Here is a 26696-nt window from a genome sequence, read left to right on the forward strand (position 1 = left end):
AGGCGGGGGCCCGCCTCATCGCGACTGCACCGACGCCCCGCCGAACACCACCTGGCTGCGCATGTCGTCCCCGAAGAGGCCGTAAAGCATGGGCAGGGCCGGCCGGCTTACGGCGTCGAGCGCGGCGAGATGGTCCGGGCCCAGCCGCAGGTCAATCGCGGCGATGTTTTCCCTCAGCTGCGAGACGCGGCTCACCCCCACCAGGGTTGTGTGCACCGCCCTCCGGCCCAGGACCCACGCCAGGGCCACCCGAGCGGGAGGTTCGCCGGTCTCTACGGCGACCTGTTTCACAGCCTCGACGATTGTCCAGTTTCGATCGGTGAACAGGCTGTCGCCGAACGGATTGGCGCCGTCCAGCCGCGCGCTGCGGTCGTCCTGGCCGGAGGCGGCCTCGTTGGGCAGCCCGCCGGCGCGCGCCGGCCCCGCCTCGACGGCGTTCCGATCATATTTGCCGGTGAGCAGGCCGTAGGCGAGCGGGCTCCAGGGCGCCAGGCCAAGGCCGGCGTCGAGAGCCAGGGGCGCGTGTTCGGCCTCAATGTCGCGGCTGACCAGCGAATAGAAGAGCTGAAGGGCGATCGGGCCCGGCCGTCCCTGGGCGGCGGCGAGGGTGACGATGCGCGCGGCGTACCAGGCCGGCGCGTTCGACAGGCCCCAGTAACGAATCCTGCCCGCCCTCACGAGCGACGACATCGTCTCCAGCAACTCCTCGGGCGGCGTCACGCCGTCCCACACATGGGCCCAATACAGGTCGATGTGGTCAGTCTGGAGACGCCGCAGGGACCCCTCCACCGCAGCCCGAACCGCCTTGGCGCCGTTGCCGCCGGCGGAGGGCCCCCTGCCCGTCGCGAAGCCGGACTTGGTCGAAACGATGAGCCGGTCGCGGTCGCCGCGCCTTTTCAGGATTTCGCCGATCATCCGCTCCCCCTCGCCGGAGGCGTAGACATCCGCCGTATCGATGACATTGCCGCCCGCCTCGACATAGGCGTTCAATACCGCTTCGGCCTCTGGCCGGCCCATGCCCCAGCGGGCCACGCCGAAAGTCATGGTCCCCAACGAGAGGGGGCTGACGAGCAGGCCCGATCGGCCTAGGGGGCGGTAGTGGTCGAGAGGCATGGGGCAAGTCCTGACGGAGCGACTGGGACCCACGATGGACGATGGCAGCCCTTCACGGTATCGCCTTAAAAGCCCAAAAGCTGATGAGTAGGATTCATTAATGGATCGGGAGACCTGGGCGGACATGGCGGTGTTCGCCGCCATCGCCGACGCCGCGAGCTTCACGCGGGCCGGCGTCCGGCTCGGCGTTTCCGCTTCGGCCCTCAGTCACCGCATGCGCGAGATGGAGGCGCGGCTGGGCGTCCGGCTGCTCAACCGGACGACCCGGAGCGTCAAGCCGACCGAGGCGGGAGAACGGCTGCTCGCCCGCCTGCGCCCGGCCCTGCGCGACATGGACGAGGCGCTCGCCGCGCTCAGCGCGGACCAGGAGAGGCCGACGGGCCGCGTCCGGGTCACGGCCCACCGCTCCGCCGCCTTCGGCCTGGTCCTGCCCCGCCTGCCCGGCTTCGCCCTCGCCTACCCCGACATCCGCGTGGAGCTGGTCGTCGACGACGGCCTGGTGAACATCGTGGCCCAGGGCTTCGACGCCGGTATCCGGCGGCGGCCCTCCCTGGAGCAGGACATGATCTCGGTGCGGCTCGACGACGGCGTACCGTTGCGCCTGGTGGCCTCGCCCGACTATCTCGCCGCCTTCGGCGCTCCCGAGACGCCCCGCGACGTGCTCGGCCATCGCTGCCTGAGCTACCGCCTTCCAACGGCCGGTTCGCTCTACCCCTGGACCTTCGAACGGGCCGGCGAGACCCTGAGCCTTGAGCCGCCGCAGCAGTTCCTGACCAACGACATCGACATGCTGTGCGACGCTGCCCGGGCCGGCCTCGGCCTCACCTGGATCACCGCGGACCAGGCTGCGCCCCATCTGGCTTCGGGGGCCTTGGTCAGCCTGCTCGAGGACTGGTGCCCCGACCTGCCGCCGAACTATCTCTACTATGCGGGTCGCCGGCACCTGCCGCCGCCGCTTCGAGCCTTCATCGACGCCATGACGGCCTAGGGTCTTGCCGGCGCCGGCGGCGCAAAGGTTCTGCCTCGAACGTCGCAGAGCCCACCCTCAGTCCAGTCCGCCGCCGTGCCGGATCCGGATTCCAGAGCGCGATCGTCCGACGACCGCCCCTGTTCAGCCGCCCCGCAATCTGAGACACAAGAGCCTGCGCAACTGCGATATCGCAAGGGCGGACACCGAGGACGCGTGCGTCCGCAGCCCAGGACGCCAAGTGGCCCCGGACCCATCCCCCCCGGTCAAGGTCTCGACCGGCATAGACGGCCTCGACCTCGTGCTGAACGGCGGGCTGACGCCACACCGCATGTATCTTATCGAAGGCACGCCGGGCACCGGCAAGACCACTTTGGCTCTCGGCTTCCTTCTCGCCGGCGTCGAAACGAACGAGGTGGGCCTCTACATCACCCTGGCCGAAACGGATGTGGAGCTCCGCGCGGTCGCCAGGGCCCATGGGTGGGCGCTAGATGGGATCGAACTGTTCGAAATGGTCCCGGCTGACGGCTTCAGCAATGATCAGGAACAGACCCTGCTTCACCCGAGCGAGGTCGAGCTTGGCGAGACCGTGCGCACCATCATGGCCAAGGTCGATGAGCTGCGGCCCACGTTGGTGGTGCTCGACAGCCTTTCAGAACTTCGCCTGCTGGCGCAGAGCCCGATCCGCTACCGCCGGCAGATCCTGGCGCTCAAGCATTTCTTCTCCACCCGCAGCTGCACCGTCCTCTTTCTGGACGACAAGGGCGCCGACGGAAGCGACCTGCAGCTGCACAGCATCGCCCACGGCGTGATCTCTCTGGGCCAGACCCTCGCGAGCTTCGGTGGTCAGCGGAGGCGGCTTCACGTCGTCAAGATGCGCGAAGCGCCCTTCAGGGGCGGCTATCATGACTTCGAAATCGAGCGGGGCGGATTGCAGGTGTTCCCCCGCTTGGTCGCGTCCGACCACCCCGCGCTGGACGGCGGAGAGCCGATCTCGACGGGCTCCCCGCCGCTGGACGCCCTGCTGGGTGGCGGCCTGGTCCCCGGCACCTCGACGCTGCTGACGGGTCCGGCAGGCGTGGGCAAGACCACTGCGGCGGTTCAGTGTATGGTCGCGGCGCTCGAGCGGGGACAGAAGGCGTCCTACTTCCTGTTCGACGAGCGCATGCCGACCCTGCTGACGCGCAGCGCGGCCCTTGGAATGGACCTTCGGCCCCATCTCGAGAGCGGGCTGCTGGAGCTCCGGGCGATCGATCCCGCGGAAATGTCGCCCGGCGAGTTCGCCTGCGCCGTCCAGAGCGCGGTCGAGCGCCATGGTTCGACCGTCGTGGCGATCGACAGTCTGAACGCCTACCTCCAGGCCATGCCGAACGAGAAATTCCTCGTTCTGCAAATGCACGAGATGCTGACCTATCTGGGCCAGAAGGGGGTGGTCAGTCTGCTCATCCTCGGCCTGCACGGGGTGACCGGCGACATTCGGTCTGACGTCGACCTGAGCTATCTATCCGACACCGTCGCCCAGCTTCGCTATTTCGAGGCCGAGGGCGAGGTCCGGCAGGCCATCTCGGTCATTAAAACGCGTACGGCGCGGCACGAACGGACGATCCGGGAGTTTCAGATCGGCGACCGCGGACTTCAGCTCGGCGAGCCGCTCAACCAGTTCCAAGGCGTCCTCGCCGGCGTGCCCACCTTCTCCGGAGAAGCGAAGACCCTGATGTCCAGCCAGACCCATCCGGACGGCCCGCGCGCCTAGCATGAACACCCGCGTCCTGATCCTCGCCCCGCGGGGCCGCGACGCCGTGGTGGCGGCCGGTCTCTTCGGCCGATCCGGGATCGAGGCGACGATCTGCGCGGATGAAACGGCCCTGTTGACGGCCCTGGACGACGGCGCGGGCGCGGTGCTGATGACCGAAGAGGCTCTGGCCGCCGGCCTGCCCGGCGTTTCGGCCTGGGTCGCCCGCCAGGACGGCTGGTCCGACATCCCCTTCATCGTGCTCGCCAACGGGTCTCGGTCGCCCCGGACCATCGCCGCCGCCGAACGCCTGTCCGAGCTCGGCAATGTGGTGATGCTGGAGCGCCCCCTGCACGCCGAAGCCATGCTGGGCGCGGTTCGCTCGGCCCTCAAGGCCAGGGCTCGGCAATTCGAGGTGCGGGACGCCCAGGCCCGCCTGCGGGAAAGTGAAGAGCGGCTGCGGCTGGCCGTCGACAACGCCGAGATCGGTTTCTGGGATGTGGACATGGTCCATGACCGTCTGATCTGGCCGGCGCGCACCAAGGCCATGTTCGGCATCTCGCCCCACGTGGAGGTCACGCTCCAGGACTTCTACGACGGCCTGCACCCGGCCGACCGCCAGGCGACGACGGAGGCCTTTCAGGCCGCCGCCGACCCCGCCGTCCGGGCCCTCTACGACGTCGAATACCGCACCGTCGGCAAGGAGGACCGGGTCGAGCGGTGGGTGGCAGCCAAGGGCCGCGGCGTGTTCGACGCGGACGGCCGCTGCCTGCGCGTGGCGGGAACCGTCCTGGACATCACCCGCCGCAAGGCCGCCGAAGGACGTCGCAACGCCGTCGCCGAACTGGCGCAGGAGTGGAAGGACCTCGTCGCGCCCGGCGATATCGCCCGCGCCGCCGCAAGCGTGCTGGGGCGGACGCTCGGCGTCGGGAGGGTCGGCTATGCGGCGGTCGATCATGAGGGAGAAACCCTTCACGACGTCCTCGACTGGACGGCTTCGGATGTGACGCCCCTGTCCGGGACGCTGCCCCTGCGTGACTACGGCTCCTTCATCGACCGTCTCAAACAGGGCGAGGTGACGGCGGTCGAGGACGTGCGCACGGACCCCCGGACGGCGCCGGCCGTGGCGGCGCTGCAGGCCAAGGCCGTGCGGTCGTTCGTCACTGTGCCGGTGCTGGAGCACGGCCGCCTGGTCGCCGTTTTCTTCGTCAACGACATGAGGTCCCGCGCCTGGGGCGAAGCCGACCTGACGCTGATCCGGGAGTTCGCCGACCGCACGCGCATCGCCGTGGAACGCGCCCATACGCAACGCGCGCTGCTGGGCAGCGAAGCGCGCCTGCGTGAGCTGAACGAGACACTGGAAACGCTCGTAGAGGCGCGCTCAGCCGAGCGGGACCGCCTTTGGAATCTGTCTCAGGACATGCTGGCCCGCGCCGATTACAGCGGGATGATGTCGGCGGTCAGCCCAGCCTGGACCCGTGTGCTGGGCTGGACCGAGGCGGAGCTGCTCAGCCGGGAATACGCCACCTTCATGCATCCCGAGGACGCTCCGCCGACCCTGACCGCGATTGGCCAGATGGCGGAGACCCATGCGCCGGCGCGGTTCGAGAACCGCATAGCCACCCGCGACGGCGGCTGGAAGTCGATCGAATGGACCGTCGCGCCGGAGCCGGACGGCCTGAATTTCATCGCGGTCGGCCGGGACCTCAGCCACGTCAAGGCGCGCGAGGCCGAGCTCGAGAAGGCCCAGGAGGCCCTGCGTCAGAGCCAGAAGATGGAGGCCATGGGCCAGCTGACCGGCGGAGTGGCGCACGATTTCAACAATCTGCTCACACCGATCGTCGGCTCGCTCGACATGCTGCAACGGCGCGGACTGGGCGGCCCGCGCGAGCAGCGGCTGATCGAGGGCGCAGCCCAATCCGCCGACCGGGCCCGCCTGCTGGTCCAGCGCCTCCTGGCCTTCGCCCGACGTCAGCCTCTGCAGTCGATCGGCGTTGATGTCTCGGAGCTGGTCCGGGGCATGGGGGAGCTGATCGAAAGCACGACAGGACCCCAGATCCAGGTCATCCTGGATCAGGCGCCCCAGCTGCCGCCCGCCCGTGCCGATCCCAATCAGCTTGAGATGGCGCTGCTGAACCTGGCCGTGAATGCGCGCGACGCCATGCCGGCCGGCGGCGAGCTCAGGATCACCACCCGCGGCGAGAGGATCGGTCGCCAGCACCGGTCCCGGCTTGCCCCGGGCGACTATGTCCTGATCTCGGTCGACGATACCGGCGCCGGCATGAGCGAAGACACCCTGGCGCGCGCCATTGAGCCCTTTTTCTCCACCAAAGGCGTCGGCAAGGGGACCGGGCTCGGCCTGTCCATGGTCCACGGCCTAGCGTCCCAGCTCGGCGGTGCGATGACCCTGTCCAGCACCGAGGGCCGAGGAACGACGGTGGAGCTCTGGCTGCCGATCGCCAGCGAGCGGTCTCAGCCCCGGTCGGCCGACCGCTGGCCGGACGACGGGACGCACCATCGCGGCGCGGTCCTTCTTGTCGACGACGAAGACCTGGTCCGCATGAGCACCGCCGACATGCTGGCCGACCTGGGCTATGCGGTGGTGGAGGCGCGCTCAGGCGAAGCGGCGCTTGAGCTGATGGCCGGGGAGACCAAGGTTGATCTCATCGTCACGGACCATCTGATGCCGGGCATCAATGGCGTCGAACTGGCGCGCCGTCTTCGGGCCGCGCACCCGGCGCTCCCGGTGGTCTTGGTCTCGGGGTATGCGGAGATGGAGGGTATAGACGCTGAGCTGCCACGCTTGGCCAAGCCGTTCCGAAAGAACGAGCTCGCCGCCGTTCTCGGCGCCCTGCCCAGACTGTCGGCGCCAGGGACGGCCCGGCACTAGGGTCGGCGCCTTTTTGTGGTGCGCCTCATTTGCAGGGGCCGGCCCTGCTGGCATGCCCGCCAACACGAAAGACCGCCGCCATGAAGGAATCCAAGGGCAAGGCCAAGAAGGCCCAGCCGCCCAAGGCCAATGCGTCGAACCCCAGCGTCAAGGATCTGATCGACCGGGCGCCGTCCACGTCCTGAACGAGGTCATGGCGGGTCTGTATCATTCGGCGCATTTCGCCGCCGTACACCGACACAGGACGGAGATGCGGCAGCAGCGCGGCGAGGAGGAAAACGTCCGCAGGGCCGCGCTTCGTCAGGAAACACAGGCGGCTCTGAAGGAGCTCGAGGAACTGGAGGCGCGGAGCGAGGCCTGGAATCGGGCGCAACGCCTTCGGGCATTCATCGCCGCATACGAGGCTGCGGCCCGCAGCCGGGACGGCGGCCTCGGCCCTGATGACGCCGACTGGATCGAGCGGGCATTACGACATACTGACCGCATCGATCCGCTGACGCCGACCCCCGTGTCCGCTCTCGACTACGAGGAAGTCGATCTACGCGCGGTCTCGGCCTGGCAGATGCCGGACGAGCTCTGAAAGCTTCAACGCCTGTGCTGAGCGGAGGGATCGCCTGGCAACGATTTGTCCGATCACGCCGAGAGGACGGCTTCTATCTCCCTCGCCCGGTTTGTGATCAGTTCGGACAGCCGTCCGACAATCTCGTGCTCTAGGCCTGCCGCCCGCATCTCGTTCGCCACAACAGCGACGGCTCCCGGAATGCGGCCGGCGAGGTCACGGACGCGCCCGAGGCAGTGGTTCGGGCTCTTGCGGGCCTCCTTGGCCATGCGTTCAACATGCCGCGCCCCAAGGTTTCTCAGGCGGCATTCCCCGCCCAGCTTCATCGCCAGCTTGAGCTTCTGATAGTCCAGACCAGGGTAGGGTAGTGCGCTGGCGATGTCATAAAGCGGCGCCAGTCGGACGCGCCCCCCGCCGGAGAGCAGGATCGAGTAGTTCTTGGCATGGGCATCTGTGCCGGCGACGAGCCAGTTGAAAATCACGGCGTCAAGAAAGGTATCGATGTCTTCGCCGGGCTCGCTCGACTGCTCGGCCAGAACGGCGACGCATTCCTTGACCCCGGGTCCGCCCTCGTTCTGGTATTTTTCCGAAGGCAGATGGGCGAGGGCCTGGCAGAAGTCCTCCTGGTGCACTCGTGCGATCCGGTTGCCGATGCGCAGCCGATCATATCGCTCGACGACGATGGCGATCTCGTCCTCGAAGATATCCACCCGGGAATGCGCAGCCGGAAGACCCAGATGGCGGGCCAGAGAGAGACACAGATGTTCGTTTTCGGCATGGCCGTCGAACGATGCTGTCGGAGGTTTCAGGATGTGGGTCGTCGGCAGTCGACCCGATGGAACGCCCCAGCGCCCGTCATCCCACATCAGGGCGGTCTTTGGCTGCGCTCCCGCAAGACTGAACTGGCCGGTGTCACGCGCCGCGCGCCAGGCCGCCTGGTCTTCTCGAAGGGCCTTCAGCCGCTCTGCGACTTGGCGCCTGTCCAGCCAGTCGACGCTGTCCTCCACGCCGTCCTGCAGGGCGGCCAAGCGCTCCGGTCGGACGAACTGCACCGCACCAGCGCAGTCCTCTCCCACGGCTCCGATAAGGGCGAAGGGGTTCTTGGGCGAAATCTGAAAGTGACGGGCCCATCTTGCGATGACGAGCTCATTGTCCGGGAGCAGCCCCCACAGAAACGCATTCACAGGTCCATGCGGATGCTCGGCGGCGGCCAGCGGCATTGATAGCGAGAGAGGATAGGCGTTCGGCCGAAGCCGCCATGCATCGTCGTAGGTCAGGGACAGTCTGCCCTGCCTTCGGCGAATTACCCCGATGGTCTGACCGTCCAGCAGAAGAACAAGGGAGTCATCAGCCATTGCCACGCGCCCGGTCAATGATCGCATCAATGTCGATCGACGCGCTGTCGGTGGGGCCACCTGTCAGCGGGTCTCCAAGGGACAGCGGCATGTCGAGCGCCTTGAGCGTCCTCAGGACGAGGCCCAGCTCGGCGCCGGCCTTGCCCTGCTCCAGTCCGCCGATCCACTGTCGGCTGACGCCGACCTTGGCGGCCAGGGAGCCCTGGTCAAGGCCTAGCCCCTTGCGGCGCGCCTTCACGGCGGCGCCGAGGTCTTTGGTTGAGCGAATTATCATCACAATGCCTTTGTCAGCGCTTGCTGACATCTATCATTGTCAGTGTTCGATTACAAAGCAAATTGTTATCGCTTGCTGACAATTCACTTTGTAGGCGTTCACTGACATTCAAGCCGGCCTGCGAAATAACCGGGGAAGACCCAGCGCTTCGGCCATGCGCTCTCTGATCCGGTCCGCCGCAGCCCGCACCGGATCGTCGGAGAGGTGAGCATACCGACTGGTAGTCACCACATGCTCATGCCCCAACAGATTTCCGATGAGCACCAGGCCCTCACCGCCGGCCACGGCGACGCTGGCGAAGCTGTGTCTAAGGTCATGGATTCGGAGGTCAGGCAGCTCCGCCCGCTTTCGGATCATGACCCAGGCCCAGTCCAGATTCGCCACGGGGCGGCCGGGATGGCGTCGATCCGGGAAGACCCAGGTGGCGTCAGCCTTCGGCAGCGTCTTCATCAGGGCCTTAGCCGGTCCCCCCAGACGAATGACCTTGGGCCCTTTCTTGGAATCCCTGAGCCTCAGGAGCCCCTTGTCCAGATCCACCTCGCTCCATCGCAGGTGAGCGATCTCGTTCTTGCGGGCGCTGGTCAGCAGAAGAAGGCGGATGATGGCCACGTGCCGTGGATCGCCCGTCTTTCTCCAGCGCCGTCAGAAGGTCGCCCAGTCGGGCCAGTTCGGCGGCCGACAGGAACCGCTCGCGTCTGTTGTCCTTGTAGCGCTTTACGCCGCGCACCGGATTGGCGTCGACGAGGCCGCGCTCCTCGGCGAAGGTGAAGATTGCGCCGGGAAGGCCGACGGTTCGCGACGCAGCGCCCCTGCCGCCCCGCGTGTGCGGCAGGGGCGCTCCCCGGATGTTTCCGTTGCCGATGTCGATCATCAGCCGCTGGATGTCGGCCCGGGTGATGTCCGTGACCTTGTGACTGCCGATCCGAGGATTGATGTGCCGATCAATGCGGATTCTATCGATCGTAAGTGCAGTCGATTTTTTGGTGGCCGTTCCCTCGGCCATGTAGAGCGCGCAGAGGTCTGCCATGGTCATCTCCGCGCGCCGTTCCGCCTTGATTCCCTGAGGATCTCCGCTCATGGCGGCCTCCGCCAGGGTGCGTCGAGCATGCTCTCTCTCCTCCTCGGTGGTCAGCACGCCATGGGGCGCCAGCACCAGCATGCGGTCCGCACGGCCCGTGGTGCGGCACCTGACGAGGTAAGTCCTTCTGCATTGGGGGGAAATTCGCACGCCGAAACCTTTCAGCTCCGAATCCCACACGACATAGCGGCCGGATTTCGCCGGTAGATTCTCGACTACCCTTTTCGTCAGTCGGGCCGTGGTCACCATATGGTCACCAGAACGGAGCAAATCGGAGGATACGGCAGCCCTCAGGGGCAATCGCCCGCCGCCCACTTTCCGCCAATAAAACAGGCGCTTGGGCAACAACTGGCAACACGGGTAAACTCTACGGATCGAGCACCACATCCCAGTACAGGTAGTCCAGCCAGCTCTGGTGCAGGAAGTGCGGGGGGAAGCGGCGGCCGGCGTCCTGGAGTTGCCAGGCGCTGGGCTGGTGGGGGCCTCGGCGCAGGGGCATGCCGGCTTGGGCCGGGGTGCGGCCGCCTTTCCTCAGATTGCAAGGACTGCAGGCGGCGACGATGTTGTCCCAAGTGGTGCGGCCGCCGCGCGATCGGGGCACCACGTGGTCGAAGGTCAGTTCGGTGTGGTCGCCGCAGTACTGGCAGGCGAAGCCGTCGCGCAGGAAGACGTTGAAGCGCGTGAAGGCCGGGCTTCGGTCCTGGTCGACGTAGCTCTTCAGCGCGATGACGCTGGGCAGCGTCATCTCCATCGAGGGCGAGCGCACGACCTTGTCGTACAGGGCCACCACCTCGACGCGCTCCTGATAGACGGCCTTGACCGCCTCCTCCCAGGGCCACAGCGACAGCGGATAATAGGACAGCGGCCGGAAGTCGGCGTTCAGCACCAAGGCGGGCCAGCCGGAGGGGGGACGGGACAGGACCTGCATCAGGCCCTCCCGGCGATGCGGGGGGTTATCGACGCGACAGGACTGAAGACACGTCTCCTTCCCTCGTCTGATGAAGCGACCCTAGTCCCGATTCCGTGACACTGTCATGCGAAGTTGATGATCAAGCCGCGAAACGTCCGCCCCGGGCGGCATAGGCCTGGGTGCCGTGGGTGAAGACCTTGTCGTGGTCCAGCACCGCGTCGATGGGCAGGGGCTCGGCGTCCTTGAGGCGGTCATAGATCGGGCCGAAGTCCTGCAGGGTCTCGCGCTTCAGCTGCTCGATGGAGTCGATGACGAAATAGACCTGCTGGAAGTCGTCGATCCGGTACAGGGTGCGCATGACCCGCTCCAAGTCGAAGCCAATGCGGTTGGGCGACGGGTCTTCGAGCGCAAACACGCTTTCAGTCGCCGAGGAGACGATCCCGGCGCCGTAGATCCGCAGACCCTCAGCCTCCTGCACCAGGCCGAACTCGACCGTGTACCAGTACAGGCGCGCCAGATTGGGCAGCATCCCGAGGGCCGCCGCGCGTTGTCCGCCCTTGCCGTAGGCCTCCATATAGGCGGCGAAGTCGGGATCGGTCAGCATCGGCACATGGCCGAACACATCGTGGAAGATGTCCGGCTCCTGCAGATAGTCCAGCTGGTCCGGCTTCCTGATGAACTGACCCGAAACGAAGCGGCGGTTGGCCAGGTGGTCAAAGAAGACCTCGTCGGGCACCAGGCCGGGCACGCACACCACCGTCCAGCCGGTCAGGGCCTGAAGCTTGGGATTAATGACGTCGAAGTCCGGGATGCCGCCGGCGTTCAGGTCCAGGGCGTCCAGGCCGCGAATGAAGGCTTCGCAGGCGCGCCCGGGCAGGATCTTCATCTGGCGCGCATACAGGGTGTTCCAGGTGTCATGCTCGACCTCGGTGTAGGCCGACCAATTCTGCGGAATGGTCCAGTCGGCGGCCGCGCCTTCCGGCGGCTGTTCGAAGACGTGTTCGAAGTCGGACATGCAACGCTCCTGAGCGGCTCTGACGGCCTTTCAACCTATCTAGGCGGCTGAAGGGGGTTCGTCATCCTTTCGGCTTGGCGAACGGTTCACGACAGGTCTAGGTTGATCGAGACGGGCGCCAGCATGGCGCGCCCAATACAACCGAGTTCGGCCCATGCCGGAGACCGAAGACGCGCCCCCGCGGCGCGACGACCGGTCCCAGTCCCGGCGGTCCCAGGGGGGCCAAGGGGCGTCAGGCCGCGACGCGCCGCTGTATGGCGCGCTCGACCTGGGGACCAACAACTGCCGGCTGCTGATCGCGCGGCCGGCGCGGGAAGGCTTTCGCGTCGTCGACAGCTTCAGCCGCATCGTGCGCCTGGGCGAGGGCCTGTCGCGCACCGGCCGCCTGGATGCAGGCGCCATGGACCGCGCCTATGACGCCCTGGGCCTGTGCGCCGAACGGCTGATCCGGCGCGGCGTCGAGTCCGACCGCTTCATCGCCGTGGCGACCCAGGCCTGTCGCGCCGCCGAGAATGGCGAAGCCTTTGTGGAGCGGGTGCGCAAGGGGACTGGCCTGCGCCTGCGCATCATCGATCCGGCCGAAGAGGCGCGGCTGTCCGTCGCCGGCTGCCTGAACCTGTTCGATCCGCGCGCCGAGGCCGTGCTGGTCGTCGACGTCGGCGGCGGCTCGACCGAGATTTCGTGGCTGGCCAAGGGGCCTCGCGGGTTCGAGACGCTGGACTGGATGTCGGCGCCGCTGGGCGTCGTGACCCTGGCCGAGCGGCATCCTGAGCCCGAGGACTCGGCGCCGGACTGGTACGAGGCCATGGTCGCCGACATGGCCTCGGCCATCGCGCGGGGCGGCGCGGCGGCGGGTCAGGCGCGCGAGCATTTCGCCGCAGGGCGCGGCCACATGATCGGCACCTCGGGCGCCATCACCAGCCTGGCGGGCATCCACCTGGGGCTGCGGCGCTACCAGCGTGACCTGGTGGACGGGCTATGGATGACGCGCGGCCAGTGCGAGGCGGCGGCTGACCGCCTGCGCCGCATGGGGCCGGCCGGCCGCGCGGCCGACAGCTGCATCGGACCGGATCGGGCGGATCTGGTGCTGGCCGGCGCCGCCATTCTGGAGGCCGTGCAGCGGGCCTGGCCGTGCGAGCGCGTGCGCGTCGCCGACCGGGGCCTGCGCGAGGGCCTGCTGCTGGAGCGGATGCGTCAGGATCAGCCTTCGCGGCGGCGCCGGCGCGGGCGAGTCCGCGGGCGCAACCAGGGACGGCCGCAGGCGGAAACCTAGGCCGCCGGAGCGGCGCCGCCCGACACCTGAACCGGCAGGTCGATGTCGCAGATCGAGAAGTCCGCGCCCTTGGCCTGACGCGCCTGCCGCACCAGTTCGGCCACTGCGGCCGAGGCTGGGTCGGCCATGCGCACCGTCGGCCGCTCGCCCTCGGGCAGGTCGGAGGCGACGCGCACGCGGATCATGCGGTCCGGCTCGCCCACCATGGCGCCGTTGTCGCCTTCACCCACCTTGATCGCCCGAACCACGTCCAGGCCCGACACGACGCGACCCCAGACGGTGTAGCGCTTCTCCAGCGACGGATAGGCCTGACGCATCAGGAAGAACTGGCTATTGGCGCTGTCGGGATCGTCGTCGCGCGCCATGCCGGCCACGCCCGGACAGTAGAGGCCCCAGCTCGACGCGCGACCCGAACCGTTCAGCGCCAGCAGGCTGTCGGGCTGGGTCTGGACCGGCAGGGAGCCGATGAAGCCGATCTCCGATCCCGTCGGGCGCGCCACGGCGACAAAGGGCGTCTCAGGCGTGCGCTGGAAAGTGAACTCGCCCTTCAGATTGGGATACCAGCTCTGCCCCTCGCCATTGCCCAGCGGATCGCCCGTCTGGGCCATGAACCAATCGATCACCCTGTGCCAGACGATGCCGTCGTAGAACTGGCGCCGCGCCAGCAGGCGGATGCGCTCGACATGGCCGGGCGCGGCCAGCGGCGACAGCTCGATCAGGATGCGCCCGCGGTTGGTGTCGATGACCAGCAGATTGTCCGGCGCCACCTCGCGCCATTCGGAGGGCGCGGGCACAGGCGCCGGGGTGGGCGCAGGGGTCTCTTGCGCCCAGGCGGGCGCGGCCAGCACGGCCAAAGCGGATGTCAGTGCGGCGGCCCTTGTTCTCATGGTCTCTCCCCTCCCCGGAAGAGTCTCAACCCGCGACCTCGACCACGGGCTGGATGTCGCAGACGGTGAAGGCCGTGCCGCGCTCGGCGCGCTTGGCCTCGACAGCCTCAGACGTCACGGTCGCCACGGTGACGCGCGGGCGTTCGCCTTCGGGCAGGTCGGAGGCCATGCGCACGCGTTCCATGATGTCGGGATCGGTCACGCGGCCGTCCTCGGCCTCGGATCCGGCCTTGAGCGCGCGCACCGCATCCAGCCCGGAAAGCACGCGGCCGAAGGCGGTGTAGGCGCCGTCCAGGTTGGCGTTGCGGCCGCTCATCAGGAAGAACTGGCTGTTGGCGCTGTCGGGACTGCCGGACCGCGCCATGCCCAGCACGCCTGGACAAAACAGCCCGTTCGCCGCGACCTTGAAGTCGGCGTTGATCATCATCTGGGCGTCCGGCTGGGTCTGGACCGGCAGGGCGCCGACCAGGCCGAACACACCCTGCCCCGCATTGGGAACCTCAACGAACCCCTCGCGGCCGCGTCGGAAGCTGAACTCGGCAGGCACGTCCGGCAGGTCCGAACCCCCTGCGCCGGTGCCCAGCGGATCACCCGTCTGAGCCATGAAGTTCGGGATGACGCGGTGAAATTTGTGCCCGTCGTAGAAGCCCTGGCTCGCCAGAGTGCGCAACCGCTCAGCATGGGCCGGCGCGGCCTGGGGATACAGCTCGACCAGGATGCGACCCTTGGCGGTGTCGATGACCATCAGGTTCTGAGGATCGACGGCGCGCGTCGGCGCCTGGGCGAAGGCGGCGGACGCCAGGGTCAGGGCGGCCGCTGCGGCCGTGAGCAGGGTCATGGTCTTCAAGATCAGTGTCCGTTCTTCACTCGGGTCATAACCCGCGCAGCGACGGCGGGGCTGACGAAGCTGTCGATCGCGCCGTCCAGCCGGGCAATCTCCTTGACCAGCCGCGAGGCGATGGCCTGGTGACGAGGGTCGGCCATCAGAAAGACGGTCTCGATGTCGCTATTGAGGCGCTGGTTCATGGCCGTCATCTGGAACTCGTACTCGAAGTCCGCGACGGCCCGCAGGCCCCGGATGATGACGTTGGCGTTCAGGCTTTCGGCGAAATGCATCAGCAGCGTCTCGAACGGCTGCACCACGATGTCGCCGCCCAGACCCTGGACCTCGGCCCTCAGCATCTCGACCCGCTCGTCGGTAGTGAACAGCGGGCCCTTGTCGTCGTTGCGGGCCACGCCAATGACCAGCCGGTCGACCAGCTTCACGGCCCGGCCGATGATGTCCATGTGCCCGTTGGTGACGGGGTCGAAGGTGCCTGGATAAAGGCCGATGCGCATGGCGGTGTCCCCCTTCGCCTCTCGCGGTTCGTTTAGCAGGCGCGAAATCAACGGCCTAGTGCGCCTGACAGCGACGTGATGGTCACAGCGGCTCAAGCGGCGCCGCCGCCCACAATCCCCGCAGACGCTGAACTAAGGCAGACGGCTCCGACAGCGTCAGCCCGTCGATGGCCGTCACCGAGGCGGCCGGCGTAGCGCTGTTGCAGAGGAAGGCGCCGTCGAAGGTCCGCAGGTCGTCGCGAGTGACCGGCCGCGTCTGCTGGGTCACGCCCGTCTTTTCCAGCGCGTCGCTAAGGATCGCCTGGGTTACGCCAGCCAGCATCGCCGCCTGCGGCCAGACCACAGTGTCGCCCTGCACGAAGCCGATGTTCCAGAGGCTACCTTCCGAGATGCGCCCGTCCCGGTCGACGAACAGCGCGTCGTCGAAACCAGCCGCCCGCGCCGCGCGGCGCGCGCGCATCAGGCCGAAGGTGGCGGTGTGCTTCAGCTCGGGCGCTTCGCGTTCGTAATCCAGCGTCATCAGGCGCACCGAACCGGCCAGCGGCGGCGGCGGATCGAACACCGCTGTCATGACCCGCGGCGCGCCGACAAAGCCGGGATCGCGATGGCCGATCGCCGGCGAGAACAGGCTGACGCGCAGCCAGCACGCCTCGCGGCCGCCTACGGCGAAGCGCATCAGATCCCGAAGACGTCCCTCAGCCACGGCCTCGCCGAACAGGGCGAGCGCCGACTGTTCCAACCGCGCCAGGTGCAGAGCCAGTCCCCGCGCCGCGCCGCCCTCCACACGAAGGGAGGAGTAGGCGCCGTAGTTGACCAACGCCTGATGCGCCAGGTCATCGGGCGATGCGGGCTGGCCGTCGATGAGGATCATCGGTTCAGCCGCCGGGAAAGGGCTCAGCCCTCGCCCGGATCCTCGTTGGCGACGACATCCGCCTCGCCGTCACCGCTCTCGGGCAGGCGTTCGACGGAGACGACCTTTTCGTCCTTGCCGGTGCGGAAAATGGTGACGCCCTGGCTGGAGCGGCCGACCACGCGAACCTGGCTGACCGGCGTGCGGATCATCTGACCGCCGTCGGTGACCATCAGCAGATCGTCGCCGTCCTGAACCGGGAAGGCGGCGGCCAGGCGCGTGCCGGCGCGGCCGCCCAGGCCGTGGGCCGTCAGCCCCTGCCCGCCGCGACCGGTGCGGCGGTACTCATAGGCCGAGGACCGCTTACCGAAGCCGGTGTCGGTGACTGTCAGGATGAACTGCTCGGCCGCGCCCAGTTCGGCGATGCGCTCGACCGACAGGCTGGCTTCGGCCACACCTTCGTCGTCGCCCTCTGCGGGCGTCTCGTCGGTTTCCTCGCCCACCGCGCGGCGCATGGCGTTGGCGTGTTTGACATAGGCGGCGCGTTCCTCGGGCGAGGCGTCGACGCGGCCCAGCACGGCCATGGAGATGACCTGGTCGCCGTCCTGCAGACGGATGCCGCGAACGCCGGTGGAATCGCGACCCTTGAAGACGCGGACGTCGTCGGCCTTGAAGCGGATGGCCCGACCCAGCGCCGTCGTCAGCATGACGTCGTCGTCGGCGGTGCACAGGCCGACGCCGACCATGTGGTCGCCGTCCTCCAGCTTCATGGCGATCTTGCCGGCGCGGTTCACCGTGGCGAAGTCCGACAGCTTGTTCCTGCGCACATCGCCCGACTGGGTGGCGAACATGATGTCGTAATCGCCCCAGGTGGTCTCGTCCTCGGGCAACGGCAACACGTTCATGATGCTGTCGCCCGGCTCGATGGGGAGCAGGTTGACGAAGGCCTTGCCGCGCGAGGTCGGCGCGCCCAGCGGCAGACGCCAGGTCTTGAGCTTGTAGGCCCGGCCGTTGGTCGCGAAGAACAGAACCGGCGTATGGGTCGAGGCTGAGAAGACGCCGGTGATGGCGTCCTCATCCTTCATCGTCATGCCGGACTTGCCCTTGCCGCCGCGATGCTGGGTCCGATAGGCGTTCAGGGCCACGCGCTTGACGTAGCCGCCGTGGGTGACGGTGACGACCATGTCCTCGCGCGGGATCAGGTCTTCGTCCTCCATCTCGGCGTCGCCTTCGCCGATGACGGTGCGGCGCGGCACGGCGAACTGATCCTTCACCGCGATCAGGTCGTCGCGGATGATGGCCAGCACGTTCTTGCGGTCCGACAGGATGGTCAGGTGGCCCTGGATGGTGTCGGCCAGGCCACGCGCCTCGCCGAAGATGTCGTCGCGGCCCAGGCCGGTCAGGCGGCTGAGCGTCAGGGCCAGGATCGCGCGGGCCTGTTCGTCGGTCAGGCGAATCTTGTCGCCTTCGACCAGCACGGTGCGCGGATCGGCGATCAGCTCGACCAAGGCCATCATGTCGTCGACGGGCCAGGCCTTGGCCTGCAGCCGCTCGCGCGCCTCGGCGGGATCGGCCGACGACCGGATGATGTGTATCACCTCGTCGATGTTGGCCACGGCCACGGCCAGACCGACCAGGACGTGGCCGCGATCGCGGGCCTTGGCCAACTCGAACTTGACGCGGCGGACCACCACCTCCTCGCGGAAGTCGAGGAATATCTGCAGCAGCTGGCGCAGGCCCATCTGTTCGGGCCGGCCGCGGTTCAGCGCCAGCATGTTGACGCCGAACGAGGACTGCAGCGCCGTGTATCGGAACAGCTGGTTCAGGATCACGTCGCCCGAGGCGTCGCGCTTCAGCTCGATCACCATGCGCATGCCCTGGCGGTCGGATTCGTCGCGGACGTCGGAGATGCCTTCAAGGCGCTTCTCGCGCACCATTTCGGCGATGCGCTCGATCAGGCTCTGCTTGTTCACCTGGAACGGCAGTTCGGTGATGACGATGGCCTCGCGATCCTTGCGGATCTCCTCGATCGAGGCCTTGCCGCGCACGATGACCGAGCCGCGTCCGTCGCGCAGGGCGTTGCGCGGCGCCGTGCGGCCCATGATCTCGCCGCCGGTGGGGAAGTCGGGGCCCGGCACGATGTCCAGCAGGGCGTCGTCGGAGACTTCGGGATCGTCCAGCAGGGCCAGGGCCGCATCCACGACCTCGCCCAGATTGTGCGGGGGGATGTTGGTCGCCATGCCGACGGCGATGCCGCCCGCGCCATTGACCAGCAGGTTCGGAATCCGGCTCGGCAGGACGACCGGCTCCAGCTCCTTCTCGTCGTAGTTCGGCTGGAAATCGACAGTATCCTTGTCGATGTCGGCCATCAGGGCGACGGCGGCCGGGGCCATCTTGGCCTCGGTGTAACGCATCGAGGCCGGCATATCGCCGTCGACCGAGCCGAAGTTGCCTTGGCCGTCGACCAGCATCAGCCCCATCGAGAAGGGCTGAGCCATGCGCACCAGCGCCATGTAGACCGAGGCGTCGCCGTGCGGGTGGAACCGGCCCAGCACGTCACCGACCACGCGCGCGCACTTCGAATAGCTGCGCTCGGGCGTCATGTTCAGATCGTGCATCGAGTACAGGATGCGACGGTGCACGGGCTTCAGACCATCGCGCGCGTCCGGCAGGGCGCGGCTCACGATCACGCTCATGGCGTAGTCGAGGTACGAGCGACGCAGCTCGTCCTCGATGGTGATGTTGGAGATGTCGCCGCCGCGGGGGGCGGGCGGGTTCTGCAAGGTGTCGTCGGTCAAGGAAATCGGGCTTTATGGGGCCGGAATCGGAACGTGATCCGCTGCTTGGGTTTCTAGCATCCAGGGGCTGTGGCGCCAAATGACGCGCGCCGGTTCAAACACCCCGTCAGACAAGGAAAAATCATCATGCGCGCCGTGCTCCTCGCCTCCGTCCTCATCGCCGCCCCGCTGGCCGCCTGCAGCCAGCCCGAAGGCACGACGGCGGCCGACGCCACCAGCCCGGCCGCCGCCCCCGCCCCGGCCCTGACAGCGCAGCGTGCGGACGTCGGCGCCACGGCGACCGCCCCTCTCACGAACGGCCAAGGCGGACAGGCCGGCACGGCCACCTTCAGCCAGGGTCCGCAAGGGGTGGTGATCCGCATCGAGGCGACCGGCCTGACCCCCGGCTGGCACGGCATCCACCTTCATGAAACCGGCACCTGCGAAGGCCCTGGCTTCCAGTCGGCCGGCGCCCACGTCCACGGCGGCTCGACCGATGTGGTGCACGGCCTTCTGAACGCCCAGCAGAATGACTTCGGCGACCTGCCCAACATTTATGCCGACGCCCAGGGCCGCGCCTACGCAGAGGTGTTCACCACCTTCGCCCGCCTGGCTGACAGCGGCCCCGGCGCGCACCTTCTGGACGCGGACGGCTCGGCCATTGTCATCCACGCCCAGCCTGACGACCACAACAGCCAGCCCATCGGCGGCTCGGGCGACCGCGTGGCCTGCGGCGTGATTGCGGCGGGATAAGCGACGTTGGGCGCCGCCGAGGTCTCAGGCCTTGGCGGCGCCGGCCCTCAGGTTCCGCTCAGCGATGGCGACGACGGCCACGCCACCCATGGTCAGCGCCGCGCCGGTCAGGATTTGGGCGGTCAGCACATCGCCCATGAAACCCCAGCCGATGGCGATGGACACCAGCGGCGTCGCCAGCAGGTAGGGCGTGACGCGGCCCGCCTCGCGCTTCTGCACCAGCCAGAACACCAGGCTGGTCGCCACCACCGATGAAATGACCCCTGCCCATATCACGCAGGCCCAGACCAGGGGCGTGGCCTGCACCATGGCGGCGATCTGGCCGCGCTCGAAGGTGGCGGACGCCAGCGCCAGGCTCGGCAGCGCCACCATGGCCAGCAGCCCCTGCATCTTCAGGGGTGGGATGGAGGTGGTGCGGCGCGCGATGACAGTGGTCAGGGCCCAGGCCGCGCTGCCGGCGGCTCCGACCAGAATGGCCTTCCAGTCCTCCAGGGCGTGCGGGTCCAGCGTCATCCAGGCGACGCCCAAGAACGCCACCAACATGCCGGCCAGCGCCAGCCGCGACAGCCGCTCGCCTAAAATCAAGAAGGCGAAAAGCGCGGTGAAGGGTATCCAAAGCTGCGTCGCCACCGACACCGGGCTGACGTCCTGCGCCAGCCAGAAGGCCAGGTAGATCAGTCCATAGTGCAGCGGCCCGCCCACCAGGACGATGATCGCCAGGCTTTTCCAGTTCGGAAACGGGGGCCGTACGAACCAGACCAGACAAGCGGCGGCCAGGGCAAAACGCAGGCTGCCGACCAGCAAAGGCGGCATGACCTCGGTCGCCACCTTGGCTGCGGCGTTGTTGACGCCCCAGATGACCAGCACGGCCAGGATCGCGGCCATTTCGATGGGGGTGAGGCGCTGATCGTGCATCAGCGGCCTATGACACGGGGCCGACGGCGCGTCGGCTCAAATTCGATGACGCGCCGTTACCTCGCGGCCGAGCCTTAGAACGGAATGTCGTCGTTCAGGTCGTAGCTTTCCTTGGGACCCGAGGGCTTGTTGGCGCCGCCGGTCGAGAAGCCCGAGGAGTAGTCGTCGTCGTTGCCACGGCCATAGCCGCCCCGATCGCCGCCGCCGGACCCGCCGTCACGGCCACCCAGCATGGTCAGCTGGCCGTTGAAGCGCTGGATGACGATCTCGGTGGTGTATTTCTCGACGCCGTTCTGCTCGTATTTCCGGGTCGTCAGCGAGCCCTCGATGTAAACCGTCGAGCCCTTCTTCAGGTAGTTCTCGGCCACCTTGACGATGTTCTCGTTGAAGATGACTACCTGGTGCCACTCGGTTTTTTCCTTGCGCTCGCCCGAGGACTTGTCGCGCCAGCTTTCCGAGGTGGCGATGCGCAGGTTGCAGACGCGGTCGCCGGAATTCAGGGTGCGGATCTCCGGATCCTTGCCCAGGTTGCCGATGAGGATGACCTTGTTGACGCTGCCCGCCATGATCTATGTTCCTTTTTCGTTCTTATCCGCGACACCTAGCAGCGCGCGTATCCAAATTCTAGTTGGGGGCGACCGCCACCGGCGCGCCGTCGATGCGGCGCTGGATGGCTCCCGGGATCGCCAGGCGGCCGTCGCCAGTCCTCGCCAGGGCGAAGAAGCGCGGGCCGGTCAGCTGTTTGCCGAACGAGACCCCGCCTCGGTCGATGAAGATGAACTGCCCCTGGTAGGCTCCGATCGCCTCACGGTTCGACCCGCCCATGCTGAGGAAACGCAGCCGCATCTCCTCAAGACGGGCCGCGCAGAACTCGATCTGCGGCTGGTCCTCGGCCAGGACGTTCAGGCGTTCGATGTTGCGGCCGTCGTCCGTCAGCGCCACCGAATAGCAGACGCCCGGATCGCGCGGCGCCTCGATCGTCTCCGCGCAAGCGGCCAGCGTCAGGGGGGCGCAGAGCGCGAGGGCGGCAAGCGAGACGCGCATCAGTTCAGACCCGGGAATTGGCAGTTGCGATCCTGCTCCGCCAGCGTGCGGAAGCGGTTGTTGTCGGCCGACTGCTCGACCCGGCGCGGAACCAGGCGAAGCGTGGTGTCGCCCCAGCGGCCGTAGTCGGCTTCGCCAGGCCGCACGCAAGCGCCGGCGTAGAGCGCGCGCACGCAGGCGTTCAGGCTGAGCCCCTGCCCCACCGCCCGCCACTCCCCGCCCACATGGCGCAGGCAGGCGGGACCGGAAACAGGCGCGGGCGCGGGCCGAGACGGCTGGCTGGCCGGCGGCTGGCCCATGTCGATCGTGGCCGGCTCGTCGAACTCGAAGCTCGGCAGTTCCGGCGGCGGTGCAAAGGCAGCCGTCGGTGCGGCCGCCAGCTCGCCGGAGGCGTCCAGACCCACGTCCAGCGCACCCGTGGCCACGCCGTTGCGACGGGCGCAGTCGGCCAAGGTCGCTTGGCCCACGAACTGACCATCGACGAAACAGCGAAGCTGGCGGGTCGGCTCCAGCGAGGGGGCGTCGGCCAGGTCCACGACGAGACCGCCTCGGTCGGCCGGCGACGCCGGCTCGGGCCCGTCGTCACGCCCCCCGCCCATCACCACGGCCAGGCCGATGGCGGCGACCACGGCGACGCCGCCGCCGATCAGCAGGATGGTGCGTGTGTCTTTGGAAAGGGCCATGGAAACTCGCGCGGACTGGAGCCCCAATAACCCCGCGGGCCCCTAGGCCGTCAACGCACTTTCGCGGATCAACCCCCGGCCAGACGCGCCAGGGCTGATTGATAGTTGGCGATCTGATTGGTCAGATACGCCGGCGCCTCGCCCGTGACCGGCCGAGCGTTGGCGTTGACGGGATTCATGGCGCGATAGGCGCTTCGCACCGTGGTCATCGCCGCCGTCAGACGATCGATCGCCGCCTTGATCTGATCCGCGCCCGACAGCGAAAGGGACGACGGCAGGTCCAGCCCGAACGTCTTGGGCCCCTTGTCGGCGGAGGGGCCGACGTGACCCGAGGCCAGACCCAGACCGGCCAGGGCGTCGCGCCCGGCCTCACCCGGTATCAGCACCGCACTCTTGCCGTTGCGCGAGGTCAGGGTCAGTTGCTGCAGCCTCTGCGCGTCCAGGGACAGCGGCCCGGCGTCCTTGTCGCGCACGGTCGTGATCGTCACCCTGAGCGCAAGGCTGGAGGCTCTTTCGATCTTCAAAGCCAGGGTTTCGAGCGTGTCGCGCGCTTCGATGGTGATGGTGGTCTTGCGGGTTCCGACCTGGACCTGGAACCGATCGCCCACGCGCAGGGCGGTGGCATCCACCAGCCGGCGCGACTCCGCCCCCGGCAGTTCGCCCTGCGGCAGGCCCAGTCGATCCAGCGCGCTGGCGCCGCCGCCTGAGATCGACAGGGCGGTCGGGGCGGCCATCATGCCCTCTCCGGCCCAGTCGCGCGACCATTCGACCTGACCCGACAGGGGATCCAGCCGCGCCAGATAGGCCCGCGTCGGATCCTCGGGCTTGGCGCCGGCCGGACGGTCGTGGACGCCGGTGATCCAGACCTTGCCGTCGTGCATCTTCATGTCAGCGGCCGTGTCGTCGCCCTCGCCGCCGAAATAGGTCAGCCGATCCTGACCGGAGGGCGACAGGTCCGCGCTCATTGTCGCGACGAAAGCGTCCGAGCCGCCGGAATGGGGCGTCGCAGGCGCGCCGACATCCAGCGCCGGATTGCGGGTCGCGCCCGCCAGCACCAGCCGGCCATCGACCACCGACAGGCCGGCGACCTCGCCCGAGGCCACGCCCAGGTCGCGGCTTGCGGTCAGTTGCGGACGTCCGTCGCCATCCAGGGTGAAGCGTCGCACCACCAGCCGTCCGCCTTCGACGCCTGCGGTGTACAGGTCGTCGCCGTCGCGCGTCAGCGCCTGGACGGCGTCGTCGCCCGCGCCGCCGAACTGGACCGAGCCGGCCAAGGCCGCCCTGACAGGCGCCAGGTCGTGAAGCCGGCTCTCCTGGAAGGTCTGGAGATAGCCGTCCCAGCCACCCAGCGCGCCCGAGCCCGGCATGGCCGATCGAGCGCGGCCCGCGACGAAGACCTGGCCGTCGTCGCCGAACACCACCGCCGTGGCCTCATCCTCGGCCCTGGCCCCGCGTCTCTGGGTCCACATCTCGGTTCCGGCGGCGTCGAAGACGGTGACGAAGCTGTCGGCCAGGGCCGCGTCATGACCCGCCTGTCCGGGCTCCAGCGCCCCGACCACCGAGCCGGCGACCGCCACGCGCCCGTCGGAGGCGACCGAGATCGCATAGCCGCTGGCCTGGTCAGCCGCGCCCAGCAGCCGCGTGGTGACAACCCGACCCGTCGAATCCAGCTGCATCAGCGCGACGTCGGAACGACCCTTGATCGGCTGGTGATCCGCACCCGACGCCAGGTCGGCGACGATCCAGGTGGAGCCGTCGGGTCCCGCCGCCGCCGCGCGCACGGCCGAGACGCCCGGCGGAAGGCTGGACTGGCCGATGCGGCCGTCCACGAAAAAGGTTTCACCCGGCCGCTCCAGCCCCGCCGAGCCGTCAGCGGTGAACTTCAGCACCTGTCGGCCCGCGCCGGTGTCCTGGATCACCTGAACGGAATCGGCCTGGGGCGCGGCGGATAAGGCGATCGTCTCCGTCGCCACGCCGCGCACAGCCAGGGCCCAGCGGTCCCCCAGCGCCGGCAGGGTGATGGTGCGGTCCCCGACCTTCAGCGTGCGAGGCTCTGCGTCGACCTGCTGGCGGGCGAAGCGCGTATCCAGGCCCGAGGCTTCCAGCCTTCCGTTCATGAAGCCGACGACATTGTCGAATGTGCGAGGCTGACCGCCCATCTGATCCAGATCGATCTCGACCTGGATCGTCTGCGAGCCCTTCTTTGCGGTCACGGTGAAGGTGGTCGGCCCCTCGAAGGCGGCCACGGGCGTGGCCAGCGAACCTTCGTGCAGCGCAGGCGTCACCACCGTGGGCGCGCCGCGTGGTATGGCGGCTGTGGTCGCCGTCGTGGTCTTGGACACGCCCTGAACCAGATTGACCTGATCCAGCTTGGCGCCCGCGAGATAGGTGGTCAGTTCGGACAGGCCGGACGCGAACCGCTTGGCGACCAGAGCCGCCTCGGACGCCGGCAGGCCTTTGCCGCCCGCGCGCTCGGCCAGCGCCTTAAGCGTCTCGAGCCCCTGATACAGGGCGAACATCTTGCGGTAGTCCGCCGAAGCCCCAGCCAGGTCCAGTCGCGGCGCCGCTTCGTCGATGATTCGGCGGCCCGCCAGCGCGGCGCGGACCAGAGCCGGCGTCTCGGTCGGCTTGGCAGACGGCGACCAGGGTGCGGTAGGCTGGGTCTTGCGTGCGGTCGCGGCCGCACCGCCCGCGCCGGACGAGCCCCAGCTCTGGCCGTAGAGGCCCAGCAGATAGCTGTTGTCGATCACGGCGCGACCCTTTCACCGCCATTGTGATGGGGGCCGGGTAACCGCCGGTTAACGGGAGCGTGATCGGGCGTTCCGGAACCTGACATAACGCAGGCTGTTGAAGGCGCGCCTTGGGGCAATGATCCTTGGGAGACCCGCCATGACGCCACGACAGATGCTGCGATCCATCCTGGGACTGTACGGCTTTGGGCCGCGCGCGCCGATGCGCCCTCACCGCTCGGCGGTCGAGATTGGTCGGACCGCCTCGTCGCGCCTTTCGCCGATGCGCTGATTACGAGCGGAACAGCGACAGCAGAATCTGCGGCGACTGGTTGGCGATGGACAGCGCCTGTGCGCCCAGCTGCTGCTGAACCTGAAGCGCCTGAAGCCGGGCGCTTTCGCGGGCCAGATCGGCGTCCACGAGATTGCCGATGCCCACTTCCAGGGAATCCATCAGCTTGCCGACGAAGATGTTGTGGTTCTCGATCTGCTTGGACTGAGCGCCCAGTTCCGCCAGCCGCTCATTGGCCGTGGTGAGGGCGGTCTTCACCGCCGTCAGCGCAGTCTCGGCGTCGGCGGTCGCCAGCAAATCCAGCCCGGTCAGACCCAGCCCCGCCAGTGTCAGATCCTGGCGGTTCAGCGAGATGGTCTCGCTGGCCGAAGCATTGGCCAGGAAGTCCAGCGCAGTGGCGGACGTCCCGTTCAGGATGTTCTCGCCGTCGAAGGTGGCGTTGGCGGCGAAGGAGCTGATCGAGCTAAGCAGAGCCTGGAACTCGTCGTCGTAGGCCTTGCGGGTCGCAGCCGACGCGGACGGGTCGGCCGCCGCGGTCGCCTTTTCCTGAAGCTGCGTCAGCAGGTCCGAGATTTGCGAGCCGGCGGCGAGCGCCACGTCGGCGACCGATGTCGCGCGATTGAGGCTGTTCTTGACCGAGTCGAGCGCACGCATGTCAGAGCGCTGGCTCTGCGCGACCGCCCAGACGGCGGCGTTGTCCTTGGCGCCCTGGACCTTGAGGCCGGTGTTCACTCGGCTTTGGGTCGACGCCAGATTCTTGTTCGTGGCGTTGAGGTTTTGCAGGGCGATGAGCGCCGAGGCGTTGGTGTGGACGCTGTTGGTCATGGCTTTCTCGCCTTGCTCTGATTCGAGCGGAGCATGGCGCGGAAAAGCTGAGCGTATGGTTAACGACCGTGAACGTCGGAATGCGCCGTCCGATCACTCGGCGGCGTTGGGGCGGCCTTCAGGCGACGCGATCAGGCGCCGGTGACGATGACGTCTCCTGGTCCGTAGGCAGGCGACTGGCTGAGGCGGACCATTTCCTCGCTTGGGTACTGGCGGATGACTTCGCCGGTGGTGCGGTCCAAGGTCTTGTAGATGAAGCCCTTTTCGCCCTTTTCGATCAGCAGCCGATAGCGTTCGGCGGCCGGCTCAGGCTGCGGGGGACGAGGATTCGGGTTCGGATCCTGAAAGGCGCCGAAACCCGCAAACGCTACTGGGGATACTCCTGCGACATGGTTTGACATCACCCTATTGCGCGATCGCAACCGCGCCCTCTGAAG

26 protein-coding genes are annotated in these 26696 nt (G+C 68.0%); 7 read left to right on the forward strand and 19 right to left on the reverse strand.

What is annotated here, in order from left to right:
• Positions 1-15: 15 nt before the first annotated feature.
• Positions 16-1113: an aldo/keto reductase gene (locus tag ACK4I0_RS09645; RefSeq protein WP_409610363.1), complete on the reverse strand. Its 1098-nt coding sequence runs from the start codon at positions 1111-1113 to the stop codon at positions 16-18.
• 100 nt (positions 1114-1213) lie between these two features.
• Between ACK4I0_RS09645 and ACK4I0_RS09650 the strand changes: the two genes are divergently transcribed.
• From ACK4I0_RS09650 to ACK4I0_RS09665, 4 genes are all read left to right on the forward strand, one after another.
• Positions 1214-2101, forward strand: a complete 888-nt coding sequence (locus tag ACK4I0_RS09650) for a LysR family transcriptional regulator (protein ID WP_409610365.1) — start codon at positions 1214-1216, stop codon at positions 2099-2101.
• Between the two features lie 220 nt (positions 2102-2321).
• Positions 2322-3833, forward strand: a complete 1512-nt coding sequence (locus ACK4I0_RS09655) for an ATPase domain-containing protein (RefSeq protein ID WP_409610367.1) — start codon at positions 2322-2324, stop codon at positions 3831-3833.
• Between the two features lies 1 nt (position 3834).
• Positions 3835-6702 carry a PAS domain-containing protein gene (locus ACK4I0_RS09660; protein ID WP_409610369.1) on the forward strand — a complete coding sequence of 956 codons (2868 nt, stop codon included), beginning with the start codon at positions 3835-3837 and terminating at the stop codon, positions 6700-6702.
• Between the two features lie 250 nt (positions 6703-6952).
• Positions 6953-7282: a hypothetical protein gene (locus ACK4I0_RS09665; RefSeq protein WP_409610371.1), complete on the forward strand. Its 330-nt coding sequence runs from the start codon at positions 6953-6955 to the stop codon at positions 7280-7282.
• Between the two features lie 53 nt (positions 7283-7335).
• Here the strand turns inward: ACK4I0_RS09665 and ACK4I0_RS09670 are convergent, their stop codons facing one another.
• From ACK4I0_RS09670 to phhA, 6 genes are all read right to left on the reverse strand, one after another.
• Complete coding sequence (locus tag ACK4I0_RS09670) at positions 7336-8616, reverse strand: type II toxin-antitoxin system HipA family toxin (protein ID WP_409610373.1); 1281 nt, start codon at positions 8614-8616, stop codon at positions 7336-7338.
• Positions 8609-8920: a helix-turn-helix domain-containing protein gene (locus tag ACK4I0_RS09675; protein WP_409610375.1), complete on the reverse strand. Its 312-nt coding sequence runs from the start codon at positions 8918-8920 to the stop codon at positions 8609-8611. The genes ACK4I0_RS09670 and ACK4I0_RS09675 overlap by 8 nt, the downstream gene beginning before the upstream one ends.
• Positions 8921-8998: 78 nt before the next feature.
• Complete coding sequence (locus ACK4I0_RS09680) at positions 8999-9451, reverse strand: site-specific integrase (protein WP_409610467.1); 453 nt, start codon at positions 9449-9451, stop codon at positions 8999-9001.
• Complete coding sequence (locus ACK4I0_RS09685) at positions 9348-10217, reverse strand: hypothetical protein (protein ID WP_409610377.1); 870 nt, start codon at positions 10215-10217, stop codon at positions 9348-9350. Before ACK4I0_RS09685 ends, ACK4I0_RS09680 begins: the two co-directional genes overlap by 104 nt.
• A gap of 118 nt (positions 10218-10335) precedes the next feature.
• Positions 10336-10896, reverse strand: a complete 561-nt coding sequence (locus ACK4I0_RS09690) for an HNH endonuclease (protein ID WP_409610379.1) — start codon at positions 10894-10896, stop codon at positions 10336-10338.
• 121 nt (positions 10897-11017) lie between these two features.
• Positions 11018-11893 carry a phenylalanine 4-monooxygenase gene (gene phhA / locus ACK4I0_RS09695; protein WP_409610381.1) on the reverse strand — a complete coding sequence of 292 codons (876 nt, stop codon included), beginning with the start codon at positions 11891-11893 and terminating at the stop codon, positions 11018-11020.
• 154 nt (positions 11894-12047) lie between these two features.
• Here phhA and ACK4I0_RS09700 point away from each other — a divergent pair, with 154 nt between their 5' ends.
• Complete coding sequence (locus ACK4I0_RS09700; RefSeq protein ID WP_409610383.1) at positions 12048-13166, forward strand: Ppx/GppA phosphatase family protein; 1119 nt, start codon at positions 12048-12050, stop codon at positions 13164-13166.
• On the opposite strand, the gene ACK4I0_RS09705 is transcribed toward ACK4I0_RS09700, so the two are convergent.
• The 5 genes from ACK4I0_RS09705 to gyrA form a co-directional block, all read right to left on the reverse strand.
• Complete coding sequence (locus tag ACK4I0_RS09705; RefSeq protein ID WP_409610385.1) at positions 13163-14053, reverse strand: peptidylprolyl isomerase; 891 nt, start codon at positions 14051-14053, stop codon at positions 13163-13165. The genes ACK4I0_RS09700 and ACK4I0_RS09705 overlap by 4 nt on opposite strands.
• A 25-nt stretch (positions 14054-14078) precedes the next feature.
• The gene (locus ACK4I0_RS09710) at positions 14079-14891 is read right to left on the reverse strand and encodes a peptidylprolyl isomerase (protein ID WP_409610387.1); all 813 of its coding nucleotides are present in this window, start codon (positions 14889-14891) and stop codon (positions 14079-14081) included.
• Between the two features lie 11 nt (positions 14892-14902).
• Complete coding sequence (gene coaD, locus ACK4I0_RS09715) at positions 14903-15391, reverse strand: pantetheine-phosphate adenylyltransferase (RefSeq protein WP_409610389.1); 489 nt, start codon at positions 15389-15391, stop codon at positions 14903-14905.
• A gap of 82 nt (positions 15392-15473) precedes the next feature.
• Positions 15474-16262: an aminotransferase class IV gene (locus ACK4I0_RS09720; protein WP_409610391.1), complete on the reverse strand. Its 789-nt coding sequence runs from the start codon at positions 16260-16262 to the stop codon at positions 15474-15476.
• A gap of 23 nt (positions 16263-16285) precedes the next feature.
• Positions 16286-19039, reverse strand: coding sequence for a DNA gyrase subunit A (gyrA, locus tag ACK4I0_RS09725; protein ID WP_409610393.1), 2754 nt, complete (start codon positions 19037-19039; stop codon positions 16286-16288).
• A gap of 126 nt (positions 19040-19165) precedes the next feature.
• Here gyrA and ACK4I0_RS09730 point away from each other — a divergent pair, with 126 nt between their 5' ends.
• Positions 19166-19771: a superoxide dismutase family protein gene (locus ACK4I0_RS09730; RefSeq protein WP_409610395.1), complete on the forward strand. Its 606-nt coding sequence runs from the start codon at positions 19166-19168 to the stop codon at positions 19769-19771.
• A 24-nt stretch (positions 19772-19795) separates the two neighbouring features.
• Here the strand turns inward: ACK4I0_RS09730 and ACK4I0_RS09735 are convergent, their stop codons facing one another.
• The 5 genes from ACK4I0_RS09735 to ACK4I0_RS09755 form a co-directional block, all read right to left on the reverse strand.
• Entirely contained in the window at positions 19796-20686 is an 891-nt protein-coding gene (locus tag ACK4I0_RS09735; protein ID WP_409610397.1) for a DMT family transporter, read from the reverse strand.
• A 74-nt stretch (positions 20687-20760) separates the two neighbouring features.
• Complete coding sequence (gene ssb / locus ACK4I0_RS09740) at positions 20761-21252, reverse strand: single-stranded DNA-binding protein (protein WP_409610399.1); 492 nt, start codon at positions 21250-21252, stop codon at positions 20761-20763.
• A 58-nt stretch (positions 21253-21310) separates the two neighbouring features.
• On the reverse strand, positions 21311-21730 hold the full coding sequence (locus ACK4I0_RS09745) for a hypothetical protein (protein ID WP_135064502.1): 420 nt from the start codon (positions 21728-21730) through the stop codon (positions 21311-21313).
• Positions 21730-22413 (reverse strand): hypothetical protein, encoded by a 684-nt coding sequence (locus tag ACK4I0_RS09750; protein WP_409610401.1) that lies wholly within the window; start codon positions 22411-22413, stop codon positions 21730-21732. Before ACK4I0_RS09750 ends, ACK4I0_RS09745 begins: the two co-directional genes overlap by 1 nt.
• Positions 22414-22481: 68 nt before the next feature.
• Complete coding sequence (locus tag ACK4I0_RS09755; RefSeq protein ID WP_409610403.1) at positions 22482-25163, reverse strand: transcriptional regulator; 2682 nt, start codon at positions 25161-25163, stop codon at positions 22482-22484.
• Positions 25164-25302: 139 nt separating this feature from the next.
• Here ACK4I0_RS09755 and ACK4I0_RS09760 point away from each other — a divergent pair, with 139 nt between their 5' ends.
• Positions 25303-25434 carry a hypothetical protein gene (locus tag ACK4I0_RS09760; protein WP_409610405.1) on the forward strand — a complete coding sequence of 44 codons (132 nt, stop codon included), beginning with the start codon at positions 25303-25305 and terminating at the stop codon, positions 25432-25434.
• Here ACK4I0_RS09760 and ACK4I0_RS09765 read toward each other — a convergent pair whose 3' ends face one another.
• Positions 25435-26259 (reverse strand): flagellin, encoded by an 825-nt coding sequence (locus ACK4I0_RS09765; RefSeq protein ID WP_409610407.1) that lies wholly within the window; start codon positions 26257-26259, stop codon positions 25435-25437.
• Positions 26260-26390: 131 nt separating this feature from the next.
• The gene (locus tag ACK4I0_RS09770) at positions 26391-26660 is read right to left on the reverse strand and encodes a hypothetical protein (protein WP_409610409.1); all 270 of its coding nucleotides are present in this window, start codon (positions 26658-26660) and stop codon (positions 26391-26393) included.
• Positions 26661-26696 lie beyond the last annotated feature (36 nt).

It is taken from the genome of Brevundimonas sp. (assembly GCF_046295775.1).
Lineage (GTDB): Bacteria > Pseudomonadota > Alphaproteobacteria > Caulobacterales > Caulobacteraceae > Brevundimonas.

Bases quoted from the DNA above. Each gene is read 5' to 3' on its own strand.
- ACK4I0_RS09650 (WP_409610365.1), top strand. From the start codon at position 1,214: ATGGATCGGGAGACCTGGGCGGACATGGCGGTGTTCGCCGCCATCGCC.
- ACK4I0_RS09720 (WP_409610391.1), bottom strand. From the start codon at position 16,262: ATGATCCTCATCGACGGCCAGCCCGCATCGCCCGATGACCTGGCGCAT.
- coaD (WP_409610389.1), bottom strand. From the start codon at position 15,391: ATGCGCATCGGCCTTTATCCAGGCACCTTCGACCCCGTCACCAACGGG.
- ACK4I0_RS09765 (WP_409610407.1), bottom strand. From the start codon at position 26,259: ATGACCAACAGCGTCCACACCAACGCCTCGGCGCTCATCGCCCTGCAA.
- phhA (WP_409610381.1), bottom strand. From the start codon at position 11,893: ATGTCCGACTTCGAACACGTCTTCGAACAGCCGCCGGAAGGCGCGGCC.
- ACK4I0_RS09730 (WP_409610395.1), top strand. From the start codon at position 19,166: ATGCGCGCCGTGCTCCTCGCCTCCGTCCTCATCGCCGCCCCGCTGGCC.
- ACK4I0_RS09745 (WP_135064502.1), bottom strand. From the start codon at position 21,730: ATGCGCGTCTCGCTTGCCGCCCTCGCGCTCTGCGCCCCCCTGACGCTG.
- ACK4I0_RS09685 (WP_409610377.1), bottom strand. From the start codon at position 10,217: ATGGTGACCACGGCCCGACTGACGAAAAGGGTAGTCGAGAATCTACCG.
- ACK4I0_RS09665 (WP_409610371.1), top strand. From the start codon at position 6,953: ATGCGGCAGCAGCGCGGCGAGGAGGAAAACGTCCGCAGGGCCGCGCTT.
- ACK4I0_RS09760 (WP_409610405.1), top strand. From the start codon at position 25,303: ATGACGCCACGACAGATGCTGCGATCCATCCTGGGACTGTACGGCTTT.
- ACK4I0_RS09735 (WP_409610397.1), bottom strand. From the start codon at position 20,686: ATGCACGATCAGCGCCTCACCCCCATCGAAATGGCCGCGATCCTGGCC.
- ACK4I0_RS09700 (WP_409610383.1), top strand. From the start codon at position 12,048: ATGCCGGAGACCGAAGACGCGCCCCCGCGGCGCGACGACCGGTCCCAG.
- ACK4I0_RS09705 (WP_409610385.1), bottom strand. From the start codon at position 14,053: ATGAGAACAAGGGCCGCCGCACTGACATCCGCTTTGGCCGTGCTGGCC.
- ACK4I0_RS09670 (WP_409610373.1), bottom strand. From the start codon at position 8,616: ATGGCTGATGACTCCCTTGTTCTTCTGCTGGACGGTCAGACCATCGGG.
- ACK4I0_RS09645 (WP_409610363.1), bottom strand. From the start codon at position 1,113: ATGCCTCTCGACCACTACCGCCCCCTAGGCCGATCGGGCCTGCTCGTC.
- ACK4I0_RS09690 (WP_409610379.1), bottom strand. From the start codon at position 10,896: ATGCAGGTCCTGTCCCGTCCCCCCTCCGGCTGGCCCGCCTTGGTGCTG.
- ACK4I0_RS09660 (WP_409610369.1), top strand. From the start codon at position 3,835: ATGAACACCCGCGTCCTGATCCTCGCCCCGCGGGGCCGCGACGCCGTG.
- ACK4I0_RS09770 (WP_409610409.1), bottom strand. From the start codon at position 26,660: ATGTCAAACCATGTCGCAGGAGTATCCCCAGTAGCGTTTGCGGGTTTC.
- ACK4I0_RS09750 (WP_409610401.1), bottom strand. From the start codon at position 22,413: ATGGCCCTTTCCAAAGACACACGCACCATCCTGCTGATCGGCGGCGGC.
- ACK4I0_RS09675 (WP_409610375.1), bottom strand. From the start codon at position 8,920: ATGTCAGCAAGCGCTGACAAAGGCATTGTGATGATAATTCGCTCAACC.
- ACK4I0_RS09710 (WP_409610387.1), bottom strand. From the start codon at position 14,891: ATGACCCTGCTCACGGCCGCAGCGGCCGCCCTGACCCTGGCGTCCGCC.
- ssb (WP_409610399.1), bottom strand. From the start codon at position 21,252: ATGGCGGGCAGCGTCAACAAGGTCATCCTCATCGGCAACCTGGGCAAG.